At 65.2% G+C, this 12096-nt stretch carries 10 protein-coding genes and 2 pseudogenes; 7 read left to right on the plus strand and 5 right to left on the minus strand.

Features of this window, described 5'->3' with window-relative positions; genetic code table 11:
* The first annotated feature begins 2 nt into the window (after positions 1 to 2).
* Positions 3 to 617 carry a hypothetical protein gene (locus BLV15_RS16175; RefSeq protein WP_090230511.1) on the plus strand — a complete coding sequence of 205 codons (615 nt, stop codon included), beginning with the start codon at positions 3 to 5 and terminating at the stop codon, positions 615 to 617.
* Between the two features lie 5 nt (positions 618 to 622).
* Here BLV15_RS16175 and BLV15_RS16180 read toward each other — a convergent pair whose 3' ends face one another.
* On the minus strand, positions 623 to 1720 hold the full coding sequence (locus BLV15_RS16180) for a GNAT family N-acetyltransferase/peptidase C39 family protein (protein ID WP_090230513.1): 1098 nt from the start codon (positions 1718 to 1720) through the stop codon (positions 623 to 625).
* 104 nt (positions 1721 to 1824) lie between these two features.
* Between BLV15_RS16180 and BLV15_RS16185 the strand changes: the two genes are divergently transcribed.
* Entirely contained in the window at positions 1825 to 3339 is a 1515-nt protein-coding gene (locus tag BLV15_RS16185) for a RimK family protein (protein WP_090230515.1), read from the plus strand.
* A 56-nt stretch (positions 3340 to 3395) separates the two neighbouring features.
* On the opposite strand, the pseudogene BLV15_RS22560 reads toward BLV15_RS16185, so the two are convergent.
* Positions 3396 to 4154, minus strand: a pseudogene (locus tag BLV15_RS22560) (methyl-accepting chemotaxis protein); the annotation flags it as partial.
* A gap of 144 nt (positions 4155 to 4298) precedes the next feature.
* Positions 4299 to 5030, minus strand: a pseudogene (locus tag BLV15_RS22565) (cache domain-containing protein); the annotation flags it as partial.
* A gap of 205 nt (positions 5031 to 5235) precedes the next feature.
* Here BLV15_RS22565 and BLV15_RS16195 point away from each other — a divergent pair.
* Entirely contained in the window at positions 5236 to 6066 is an 831-nt protein-coding gene (locus BLV15_RS16195) for an undecaprenyl-diphosphate phosphatase (protein WP_090231067.1), read from the plus strand.
* Between the two features lie 23 nt (positions 6067 to 6089).
* The gene (locus BLV15_RS16200; protein ID WP_090230521.1) at positions 6090 to 6761 is read left to right on the plus strand and encodes a DUF1294 domain-containing protein; all 672 of its coding nucleotides are present in this window, start codon (positions 6090 to 6092) and stop codon (positions 6759 to 6761) included.
* Here the strand turns inward: BLV15_RS16200 and BLV15_RS16205 are convergent.
* Together BLV15_RS16205 and BLV15_RS16210 are read right to left on the minus strand one after the other, a co-directional pair.
* A complete protein-coding gene (locus BLV15_RS16205) occupies positions 6758 to 7939 on the minus strand; it encodes an MFS transporter (protein WP_090230523.1) in 1182 nt (393 codons plus the stop codon). The genes BLV15_RS16200 and BLV15_RS16205 overlap by 4 nt on opposite strands.
* A gap of 76 nt (positions 7940 to 8015) precedes the next feature.
* Positions 8016 to 8369 (minus strand): MmcQ/YjbR family DNA-binding protein, encoded by a 354-nt coding sequence (locus BLV15_RS16210; protein WP_090230525.1) that lies wholly within the window; start codon positions 8367 to 8369, stop codon positions 8016 to 8018.
* Positions 8370 to 8468: 99 nt separating this feature from the next.
* On the opposite strand from BLV15_RS16210, the gene BLV15_RS16215 reads away from it, so the two are divergent.
* The 3 genes from BLV15_RS16215 to BLV15_RS16225 all read left to right on the plus strand — a co-directional run bounded on the left by BLV15_RS16215 (position 8469) and on the right by BLV15_RS16225 (position 11959).
* Positions 8469 to 8975 (plus strand): DUF1993 domain-containing protein, encoded by a 507-nt coding sequence (locus BLV15_RS16215; RefSeq protein WP_090230528.1) that lies wholly within the window; start codon positions 8469 to 8471, stop codon positions 8973 to 8975.
* Positions 8976 to 9063: 88 nt separating this feature from the next.
* Entirely contained in the window at positions 9064 to 10083 is a 1020-nt protein-coding gene (locus BLV15_RS16220) for an alpha/beta hydrolase family protein (protein WP_139210730.1), read from the plus strand.
* A 289-nt stretch (positions 10084 to 10372) separates the two neighbouring features.
* On the plus strand, positions 10373 to 11959 hold the full coding sequence (locus BLV15_RS16225; protein ID WP_090230530.1) for an ABC-F family ATPase: 1587 nt from the start codon (positions 10373 to 10375) through the stop codon (positions 11957 to 11959).
* The last annotated feature ends 137 nt before the right edge of the window (positions 11960 to 12096 follow it).

Here is a 12096-nt window from a genome sequence, read left to right on the forward strand (position 1 = left end):
CGATGGAGAAGAAGATGCACACGATCAGATTCCCGTTACTCGTCCTGGCCACCGTCATTCCCCTCGTCAGTCACGCGGGCGCCGGTTTGAGCCTGGAAGACCAGCGTCGCCAGAGCGGCGAGCAGATGGAAAACAACCGCCAGCAGGTGGGTGACAACCTCAACCAGATCCGTACTCCCGCCGATCAGGCGGCGCCGGGCACGGCCAACTCCGCCAACGGCACGTCGACTAACGGCAATTCGGTGAACAGCGGCAACGGCACCCCCACGACCACCGGCCAGCAGCGCTCCACCACCGAGCCCGGCACGCCCACCACCGGCCAGCAGCGTTCGACCGTCGCGCCTGGCACGCCCACCACGGGCCAGGAGCGTTCCACGGTCACGCCGGGTACGCCAACCACTACGAGCCCGGGCAACACCGACGGGACGCTCAACCAGAATGGCGCGAACCCGAGCAATTCCGGCGGCGCGGGCACCAGCGGTACAGGCAGCAACAACGGTGGAGCACCCATCGGCGGAAGCGGAAGCGGTGGTAGCTCCGGATCTGGCTTCGGTTCGGGTTCAGGCGCCGGCGGTTCAGGTGGAGCAGGCGCAGGCGGTGGTGGCGGCGGTAGCTGAAGCGCTCACTGGCGTGGATAGACGATCACGGCCGCGCGCAGCTTGCGCCGGCCGAACCGGCTCATCTTGTCGAACTCGGCGTGGCTGACCGGCACGTGCTGGCAGTCCATCTGCCGGCGATGGATGCTGTGGTCCACGTCCGGGTCGTGCAGGTAGACGAAGTCTTCGTCGCAGTCGGTGACGATCACCCAGTGCGGCGCCTTGGAGCGCGTCAGCCGATAGCTGCTGATCAGCACCAGCGGTTGTCCGCCGGCAGCGAGCGCGGCCGGAATGTCCAGCGGCCCGCGTTTTAGCGACTGCACGTCGCTCTGCTCCAGCTCGGCACAGAAATCTTCATGCACCACCCGCATCACCGCGCGTTTCTCCTCGCTGCGCACGCCGTCGAGGAACAGCGGCCCGCTGACGCTCACCATCAGGCTGACGCGGAACCCGCGTCGCCAGGCGGCCAGCGCGAGGCCATGGGGGCCGCAGCCGCCATGCCCGGCGGTCATGTAAATGGTGGTTGCCTCGCGCCACAGGCGCAGTTCCTCGCGGCGCGTCATGCGGAAATCGCGATCGAGCGCCGCTATCGCCATCAGTAACGACGCCGGGCCGCAGGTGAACTCGGTGGTCTGCCGGTAATAGGGCGAGCGCTTGCGCCGACCCTGGCTGAGTTGGCGAATGCGTTTCTCGTAGCGCAGCGCTTCGGTGTGGTCCTCGTAGTAGTCGCTGAGGCGGGCGAAGGGCAGGTAGCCGTTGCGTTCGTAGAGGGCGATGGCGGCGCCGTTGTCCGGGCGAACCTCCAGGCGCAGGAAGGCGCAGTCGTTTTCCAGAGCGGCCTGTTCTGCCGCTTCCAGAAGCCGTTGCCCGAGGCCGTGCCCGCGCGCCTGTGGATCGCTGGCGATGGAGTACAGGCGCGCCAGCGAGGTGCCCTGGTGGAACAGCACCAGCGCGTAGCCGAGGAGGCGCCCGTCTTCCTCGGCGAGCGTCAGCCGGGCGTTGGCGCGGGTGATCATCCAGTGGAAATTCCGCCGCGAGAGGCGGTCGTGGTCGAAGCAGCGGTTTTCCAGTTCCACCAGGGCGGCGATGTCTTCGGCCGTGGCGAGGCGTAGGGCGGCTTTCATCGATAAGGAGTTTCCAGAACGGGCGAACGCGATGTTTGTCTCGCATGTCCTAGCACAGACAGGCGGGGGCGCCTTTTGCTCCCGGCATATGAGCGGGAGCGATCGTGAGCAGACTCGTCATTGTGGTCGAGCGCAAGGAGGATTGGACCTCCTACTATCCAAGCGAAGATGTCATCAGTGTCCAGGAGTATCTGGAACAACCCAACGACGATGCCAGCGGCAAGCGGGTTCAGGTGATCAACCTGTGCCGCAACTACAAGTACCTCGGCCACGGCTACTACTGCTCGCTGCTGGCCGAGGCGCGCGGGCATCGGGTGATCCCCAGCGTGCGCACCATCAGCGAACTGGCGCGCAAGGCGCTTTACAGCCTGGCGCTGGAATACCTCGACAAGTCCCTCGACAAGGCGCTGGCCGACCACCCGTTCGGCAGCACCGACGGCTTCACCCTCACGCTGTATTTCGGCCGAACCGAGATCGAACCGCTGCAGGACCTGGCGCGCCAACTGTTCGAGGCGTTTCCCTGTCCGCTGTTGCTGGTGGAATTCCGCCGCAACGACAGCTGGCACATCACCGGAATCAAGCCCGGCAGCCTGCACAAGCTGCGCGACGACCAGGAGGACCACTTCGCCAACGTCCTCGACGCCTTCAACCGCAAGATCTGGCGACGCCCACGTTCACGCCGTCTGGTGCGCTTCGACCTGGCGATCCTGCAGGACCCGGACGAAGCTTTCCCGCCGTCCAATCGCAAGGCGCTGAAGAACTTCATCCGCGTCGGCAAGCGCCTCGGCATCGAGGTGGACCTGATCGAGAAGAAGGACTTCTCCCGCCTGGCCGAGTACGACGCGCTGTTCATCCGTGAAACCACCAGCGTCAGCGACCACACCTACCGCTTCGCCAAACGCGCCGAAAGCGAGGGGCTGGTGGTGCTGGACGATCCCGCGTCCATCCTGCGCTGCACCAACAAGGTGTACCTCACGGACCTGCTGCGCGCCCACAAGCTGGGCATGCCAGCCACGGAAATACTCTACAAGGACCGCCCGCACGAACTGGACAACCTGGGCGAGCGGCTGGGATTCCCGCTGGTGCTGAAGATCCCCGACGGCAGTTTTTCCCGTGGGGTGATCAAGGTCGAGGATCAGCAGGCGCTGCTCAAGGTGACGGCTGAGCTGTTCGAGCGCTCGGTGCTGCTGCTGGCACAGGAGTTCTTCTACACCGAGTACGACTGGCGCATCGGCATGCTCAATCACAAGCCGATCTTTGCCTGCAAATACTTCATGTCCAAGGGCCACTGGCAGATCTACGACCACCGCCCGGACGCCCAGGAAGTCAGTGGCGACTTCCAGACGCTGCCGGTGGAAGAGGTGCCGCGCGAGGTGCTGGAGCTGGCCACCACCACCGCCAACCTGATCGGCGACGGGCTCTACGGGGTGGACCTGAAGCAGGCGGGCGACAAGGTGGTGGTCATCGAGGTCAACGACAACCCGAACATCGACGCCGGCATCGAGGACGTGCACCTGCAGGACGAGCTCTATGCCGCGGTGTTGCTGGAATTCGTGCGCCGTCTGGAGCTCAAGCGCAAGGGCCAACCCTGGTCGGAAAACCAGGAGGGTGTGATCTAGCGCGTCGCCGTGAACGCGATGGCGCGCTCACGGCAGCGGACCGGCGTCGGCGCCGGTCAGACGCGGAACTGGCCGAGCAGCCGTCCCAGTTGGTCGGCGAGCTGACCGAGGTTCTTGCTCGCGCTGCTGGTCTCTTCGGCGGACAGTGCGCTGGTGTGCGCCAGGCTCGCGGCTTCGGTGACGTTGCGGTTGATGTCCTCCACCACATGCGATTGCTGCAGCGTGGCACTGGCGATGGAGGCGTTGGCGCCGGCAAGGTTGCGCATCGACTGGGCGATCAGTTGCAGGCTCTCGCTGGCCTGGCTGGCCTGGTCAACGGTCAGTTGGGAGGCCTCGCTGCTTTCGTGGATGACCTTCACCGCGGCGCCGGAGTTGGTTTGCAGGCGCTCGATCATGCCCTGAATTTCCGCCGTCGATTGCTGCGTGCGCTGGGCCAGCAGGCGTACCTCGTCGGCCACCACGGCGAAACCGCGGCCCTGCTCGCCGGCACGGGCCGCCTCGATGGCGGCGTTAAGCGCGAGGAGGTTGGTCTGCTCGGCGATGGCCCGGATCACCTCCAGCACCTTGCCGATCTGCGAGCTTTCCTGCGCCAGCGCCTGGATCACTTGCACGGCCTGGCCGATGGTGCCGGACAGCTGGTCGATCTGGCGCAGGCTGTTGTCGATGTTCTGCTGGCCCTGGTTGGCCTGCTCCTCGGCGTTGCGCACTTCGTTGGCCGCTTCCTCGGCGCTTTTCGCCACGTCCTGCACGCCATAGGTGACTTCGTTGATCGCGGTAGCGACCAGCTCCATCTGCTGCGACTGCTGCTGGCTGGTCTGGTAGCCCTGATTGGCGACGCCGTCCAGCGAGCGCGCGGCTTCGTCCAGCGAGCGCGAGGCGGCGAGCGATTCGCCGATGACCTGGCGCAGCTTGAGGGTGAAGGCGTTGAAGTGCCTGGACATCTGCGCCAGCTCGTCGTTGCCCTGGGTGTCGAGGCTGCGGGTAAGGTCTGCCTCGCCGCTGGCGATGTTGGCCATGGCGCCGACCGCGGCATTCAGCGGCACCACGATGCTGCGCGCGATCAGCATCACCAGCAGGGTCATCACCACGGCGATGCCCAGGCCGATCAGCGACGCGTGCAGCGCCTGGCCGTAGAACTGCGCCTGCATGTCGTCGATGTAGATGCCGGTGCCGAGCACCCAGCCCCAGGGCTCGAACAGCTGGATGTAGGACACCTTGGGGACCGGGTCGGCGCTGCCCGCCTTCGGCCAGCGGTAGTCCACCATGCCGCCGCCCTGCTTGCGCGCGAGGGCGACCATTTCGTTGAACAGCGCCTTGCCGTCCGGGTCCTTGATCGCCGAGAGGTCCTGGCCTTCGAGCTTCTGGTTGACCGGATGCATGATCATCTTCGGCCCGAGGTCGTTGATCCAGAAGTACTCGGTCTTGTCGTAGCGCAGGCTGCGGATCATCGCGGCGGCCTGCGTCTGGGCCTGCTCGCGGGTCAGGGTGCCTGCAACCTCCTGGTCATGGAAGTTCTGCAGGATGGCGCTGGCGCTCTGCACCAAATGACGGGTCTTCTCGACCTTCCCCTCGTAAAGGTCGTTGTGGATCTGTTGCAGCATGAACACGCCGAGCGCCACCAGCATGGCGACAGCAACCGCGAGAATCAGCATCAGCCGACGGCTGATGGGCAAACTTCGGAGACTGCGCATGGTGAAGCCCTCGATATTGTTGTTATTGCTCTAGCGTGGGAACTGTAGCGGTTCCACGACTGTCCGAAACCCGGTTTGCCAGCCTTTAGCCAGCTTCTGATAGCATTTCGGCAAAGCGCGGGCAAACCTGAGCGTGGGGCGGTTATGTCGCACCCCCCTGCGCACCGAGCCGTATGCGTTTTTAAACCTGGGAACTGGGGGAATGATGGATCTTTGGAGCGCCTTTCAGGCACTGGTTCTGGGTATTGTCGAAGGGCTGACCGAATTCCTGCCGATCTCCAGCACGGGCCACCTGATCGTGGTCGGTGACCTGCTGGAGTTCAACGGCGACCGATCCACCGCGTTCAAGATCATCATCCAGCTGGGCGCGATCCTGGCGGTGATGTGGGAGTTCCGCAGCCGCATCATCGACGTGGTGGTCGGCCTGCCGACGCAACGTCGCGCGCAACGTTTCACGCTGAATCTGCTGATCGCCTTCATTCCGGCGGTGGTCCTCGGGCTGCTGTTCGCCGACCTTATCGAGCACTGGCTGTTCAACCCGATTACCGTCGCTACTGCGCTGATCATCGGCGGTGTGGTGATGATCTGGGCCGAGCAGCGCGTGCATACGATTCGCGCCGAAACGGTCGACGACATGGACTGGAAGCTTGCCCTGAAGGTCGGTTTCGCCCAGTGCCTGGCGCTCATCCCGGGCACCTCGCGCTCCGGCTCGACGATCATCGGCGGCCTGCTGTTCGGCCTCTCGCGCAAGGCGGCCGCAGAGTTCTCGTTCTTCCTGGCGATGCCGACGATGGTCGCGGCGACGGTCTATTCGCTCTTCAAGTACCGCGAGATCCTCCACCTCAGCGATCTCCCGGTATTCGCCATCGGCTTCATCTCCACCTTCATCGTGGCGATGATCACCGTGCGCGCCTTGCTCAAGTTCATCGCCAACCACAGCTACGCGGTGTTCGGCTGGTACCGGATCGCCTTCGGCCTGGTGATTCTGGCGACCTGGCAGTTCGGCTGGATCGACTGGAGCACGGCCCAGGGCTGAGGCGATTCGCAGGGACGCGAGCGATGGAACTGCGCGGCACCTTGAAAAGCTGGAACGACGAGAAGGGTTTCGGCTTCATCGTTCCGCAGGCGGGCGGGCCCCAGGTCTTCGTGCATGTCTCGGCGATGCGCGGCGAGCGTCGGCCACGGCCCGGCGACACCGTGCTCTATACGGTGTCCAGCGAGTCGGGCGAACGTCCGCGCGCCAGCCATGCACGGTTGCCGGGGCTGTCGCTGGACGATCCGGCGATCCGCCAGAAACCACGCAACACCGCCAAGCCCGTCACCCGCTACAGCGCCTCCCCGGCACGCACGACGCGCAGGCCACTCCATCTGCAACTGAAACTGACGCTCTTCGTGCTGTTGTGCCTGCTGCCGGCAGGCGGCGTCGCGCAGCTGGCCTGGCGCGGAAGCTTCTGGCCGGCGGCCGCCTATCTGTTGCTCAGTGTGCTGGCCTTCCTGCTCTACGGGATCGACAAGCGACGCGCGCTGTCCGGCGGCCGGCGCACGCCGGAAAACACCCTGCACCTGATCGAACTGTTGGGCGGCTGGCCGGGCGCGCTGATCGCTCAGCAGGCGTTTCGCCACAAGACGCGAAAGCTTTCCTACCAGCTGCTTTTCTGGCTGATCGTGCTGTTGCACCAGGCGTTCTGGATCGATTGGCTGTTGCTTGGCCGGCGTTTCATTCCGTTCTAGCGGCGCTCGGCCTGGCGGTACATCCACAGGCTTAGCAGCAGGCCGGCGAGGGCCATCAGCGCGGCGCTGAAGAAGATGCTGGCGAAGCCCAGGCCATTGGCGATGGCGCCCATCAGCGGGCCGGCGATGCCCAGCGCGATGTCGAAGAACACCGCGTAGGCGCCCAGCGCCGAGCTGCGGCTGGAGGCGGGTATCCGCGAGATCGCCTCGACTCCCAGGGCCGGATACACTAGCGACAGGCCGAAGCCGGTCAGCGCCGCGCCGCACAGCGCCAGCCAGGGCTGATGGGCGAAACCGAGCAGCAGCAAACCCAGGCATTCCACGCCGAGACAGGCGATCGCCACGCGATAGCCGCCCAGTCGTTTGATCGCGCCACCGAACAGCAGTCGCGCGCCGATGAACGAGGCGCCGAACGCGGTCAGGCAATAGGCGGCACCACTCCAGCCCAGGCTGGCGTAGTACAGGGTGATGAAGGTGCCGATGGTGCCGAAGCCGATCGAACCCAGCGCGAGCCCCAGCCCGTTGGGTGCGATCTGCCAGAGCACCCGGCGAAACGGCAGGCGCTCGCCGGGAACGATGGGCGCCGGCGGCCGGTTCCAGGCCAGGCCCAGGGCGACGACGCCCAGCAGGGTGATCGAGGCACCCATGCTCCACAGGCCCAGCGCACCGACCATCAACACTCCGAGCGGTGCGCCGATCGCCACTGCGCCATAGGCGGCGATACCGTTCCAGGAAATCACCCGCGCGGTGTTTTCCGCTCCGACACGGCCGATGCCCCAGCTGATCGCGCCGGTGCCCACCAGGCCCTGCGAAATGCCCAGCACCACGCGGCCGGCGAGCAGCAGGCCCAGGCTGGCGGACGGCCAGGCCTGGATCGAGGTGGATATCAGCGTAAGGATGCCGCTCAGGGTGCAGCCGACGAGGCCGAACGTCACCGCCTTCTTCGCGCCCAGGCGGTCGGCCGTGGCGCCGGCCAGCGGTCGGGAGAGCAGGGTGGCGAGGTACTGGCTGCTGATCACCACGCCCGCCAGCACCGAGCCATATGCCAGGTCGTCGTGTACGTAGCCAGGCAGAACGGCCAGTGGAATGCCGATGCTGAGGAAGGCGATGAAGGTAAAGAAGACGATGCTGATGATTTGCAGCGTGATCGGTGGAGAAGGCTGCGCGGGCGGGCTCATGGACACTCGAAGCGGTGGCAGAACAGGTTCGCCATGATCGCTTGTCCCCGGTAATTAAGAAAGCTAGCTAAGCAATTCACTCGTCGTCCAGCAGCAGCCCGATCCGCTTGCGCTTTGGCAGGCGCGCCACCACAAGTTGGTGGGAACGGCGCAGCAGCAGGGATAGTTCGGCATCGCCCAGCGGGAAGGGCGGCGCCATGGCGATCCAGTGGGCGCGGGCCAGATAGGGCGCCGGATGAATGCCGGGACGGTCGCAGAAGCCAAGGAACAGGTCGGCGTCGACCTTGAAGGCGAGGCGTTCGCCGAGGAAATCGACGATGGCGAACATCTTGTTGCCGGCGACCGAGAAGACCCGGTTATGGCCCCACTTGAGGTCCTCCCGGGCGCCCGGCAACTGCAGGCAGAAGGCGGCGACGGCATCCGGTGACATGTTCCGTTCTCCTCTCTTTGGTGCGATTGGGTCGGCTCGACAGCACGCATCTCACGACGGATCATGGCTGACCTTCAACCCCGTGCAGCAGGAAATTCCATGTCCCTCTCCATGTATCAGGCCTCCGTCCCGGTGTTCGTGCGCATGTTCGGCAACCTGTCGGCGATCCTCGACAAGGCTGCGGCCTTTGCCGAAGCCAAGAAGATCGACCCCTCCGTGCTGGTCAATGCGCGTCTGGCGGTCGACATGCTGCCGCTGTCGAAACAGGTCCAGATCGCCAGCGATGCGGCCAAGGGCGCCGGCGCCCGCCTGACCGGCAGCGATGTTCCGAGCTTCGCCGACACCGAAACCACCTTTCCCGAATTGCAGGCGCGCATCGCCAAGACCGTGGACTTTCTCAAGGGCCTGGATGCCGCGCAGTTCGACGGCAGCGAGTCGAAGGAGATCGTGCTCACGCTGGCGAAGGGTGAGGTGACGTTCAAGGGTGATGCCTACCTGCTGAACTTCGTCCTGCCTAACTTCTATTTCCACATGACCACCGCCTACGCGATCCTCCGCCACAACGGCCTCGACCTGGGCAAGATGGACTACCTGGGCGCTCTCTGATCCGTCCTCTGGTCCGATCCGTGCATCGTTTCCCGCGACCCGGCGCCCCTGTGCGTCCGGGGCTCGCGGAAATGCACGGGAGGGGAGCATGTCAGGGCGTTTTCTCACAGTGTTCTTGGCGACCATGCTCACCGCACTGCCGATCGCAGGGCATGCCGCCCCCAGTTGGGGCGTCGGTCTGCACCGGCTGACGCTGGAGGACCCGGTCGACCACCAGCCGATGAGCGCCGTCGCGTTCTATCCGTCCTGGGTCAAGCGCGGCGACACGCATATCGACCTGTTCCGCATCGCTGGCCGCGAAGACACGCCGCCGGCGCCGGGCCGCTTCCCGCTGATCGTGCTGTCCCATGGCAATGGCGGCTCGCCCCTGGCGCATCACGACCTGGCGACCGCGCTGGCGCATCGCGGCTTCATCGTACTGGCGGTGCAGCATCCTGGTGACAACGTCGACGACCAGAGCCGCATCGGCCGCTTCAGCAACCTCTATGGCCGCCCGATGCAGCTCTCCGCGGCGATCGACGCGGTCGGCCAGGACAAACTGCTCGGAGAGGAGGTCGACAGCCGCCAGGTCGGGGTGATCGGCTACTCGGCGGGCGGGGAGTCGGCGTTGATCCTGGCCGGCGGCCATCCCGAACTCCAGCACCTTCGCCAGTACTGTGAAAAACAGCCGGACGACGCCGAAGCCTGCGAGCGTGCCGCGAGCCTGGCGATCGACGATGACGTGGTGGAAGCCGCGCCGGATTCGCGGGTGCGTTCGCTCCTGCTGCTGGCGCCGCTCGGCCTGATGTTCGGGCGCCAGGACCTGGCCGACGTCCAGGTGCCCGTGCTGCTCTACGCCGGCGCCGAGGACCACCTGCTGCTGCCGGCGGAAAACGCCGCAGCGCTGGCGCGGCGTCTGCCGGGACCTGCCGATTACCGTGTGGTGCCAGGTGCCGGGCATTTCGTTTTCATGGCGCCCTGTTCGGCGGAGATGCGCGAGGCCGCGCCGCAGCTCTGCGACGACGGCGAAGGGGTCGATCGCATGGCCGTTCACGACAGCCTCAACAGCGAGGCCGTGCGCTTCTTCAGCCAGACGCTGACGGCCCCCCAGACCGCCGCGCAGTTATAGCGCTGCTGACGAGGGACCGCGGCGATCCGCACGGCCCGCCACCGGCCGCGCTAGCGGTGCATCGAGCCCGTCCTGCGAGGAGCGTGCAGCGGCGCTTGAGCCGCCGCGCTTCCAAGCCTTCATGCAACTGCCCCGGGACCTATGCGACAATATGCACAAATCTGGCATGACCCCCCGCATTTGTTGCCCCACAGCTCGGCCATAGCGTGCAGGTGCTGCTCACGATCTGTGCCCGCTGTCGTCTATCGACCGACTCCAGCAACTCTCAAGTTACTGATAGGTAAACCTCTTGATCTCCACCGCAAACATCACCATGCAGTTCGGCGCCAAGCCGCTGTTCGAAAACGTGTCCGTCAAGTTCAACAACGGCAACCGCTACGGCCTGATCGGCGCCAACGGCTGTGGCAAGTCGACCTTCATGAAGATCCTCGGTGGTGACCTGGAGCCGTCCGGTGGGCAGGTGATGCTCGAGCCGAACGTGCGCCTCGGCAAGCTGCGCCAGGACCAGTTCGCCTACGAAGAATTCAACGTGATCGACACCGTGATCATGGGTCACGAAGAACTGTGGAAGGTCAAGGCCGAGCGCGACCGCATCTACTCGCTGCCGGAAATGAGCGAAGAAGACGGCATGAAGGTGGGCGAGCTCGAAGGCGAGTTCGCCGAGATGGACGGCTACACCGCCGAGTCCCGCGCGGGCGAGCTGTTGCTCGGCCTGGGCATTCCCCTGGAACAGCACTTCGGCCCGATGAGCGAAGTCGCCCCTGGCTGGAAGCTGCGCGTGCTGCTGGCCCAGGCGCTGTTCGCCGACCCGGACGTGCTGCTGCTCGACGAGCCGACCAACCACCTGGACATCAACACCATCCGCTGGCTGGAAAACATCCTCACGGCGCGTAACAGCACCATGATCATCATTTCCCACGACCGTCACTTTCTCAACGCGGTCTGCACCCACATGGCCGACCTGGATTACGGCGAGCTGCGCCTGTTCCCTGGCAACTACGACGAATACATGATGGCCTCCACCCAGGCCCGCGAGCAGCTGCTGGCCGACAACGCCAAGAAGAAGGCGCAGATCGCCGAGTTGCAGACCTTCGTCAGCCGCTTCTCGGCCAACGCCTCCAAGGCCAAGCAGGCCACCAGCCGCGCCAAGCAGATCGACAAGATCCAATTGGCCGAGGTCAAGCCGTCGAGCCGCGTCAGCCCGTTCATCCGCTTCGACCAGACCAAGAAGTTGCACCGCCAGGCGGTGACCGTCGAGAAGCTGTCGAAGGCCTTCGACGACAAGGTGCTGTTCAAGAACTTCGGCTTCACCATCGAAGCCGGCGAGCGCGTGGCCATCATCGGCCCCAACGGCATTGGCAAGACCACCTTGCTGCGCACCCTGGTCGGCGAAATGTCCCCGGACGCCGGCAGTGTGAAATGGACCGACAGCGCCGAAGTGGGTTACTACGCCCAGGATCACGCCCACGACTTCGAGGCCGACGAGACCCTGTTCGAGTGGATGGGCCAGTGGACCAGCGGCGAGCAGAACATCCGCGCCGCCCTGGGCCGCATGCTGTTCTCCTCCGACGATATCCAGAAGTCGGTGAAGGTGCTGTCCGGCGGGGAACAGGGCCGCATGCTGTTCGGCAAGCTGGCCTGCCAGAAGCCCAACGTGCTGGTGATGGACGAACCGACCAACCACCTCGACATGGAGTCCATCGAGGCGCTCAACCTGGCGCTGGAGAACTACCTGGGCACGCTGATCTTCGTCAGCCACGACCGCGAGTTCGTCAGCTCCCTGGCCACGCGCATCATCGAGCTTTCGGACAACGGCGTGACCGACTTCTCCGGCAGCTACGACGACTACCTGCGCAGCCAGGGCGTGATCGTCTGACGCGTCGCCGCGTCATGAAAAGCCCCGCCGATGCGGGGCTTTTTCGTTGCGGCGCGCTGCGATCCGCCCAGCTGCGACGGTAGCGATCAACAGCGGTGATTGGTCTTTCGGCGGCCGCTCGTACAAGCTCGCAAGCG

The organism is Pseudomonas kuykendallii, assembly GCF_900106975.1.
GTDB classification, from domain to species: Bacteria; Pseudomonadota; Gammaproteobacteria; order Pseudomonadales; family Pseudomonadaceae; genus Pseudomonas_O; species Pseudomonas_O kuykendallii.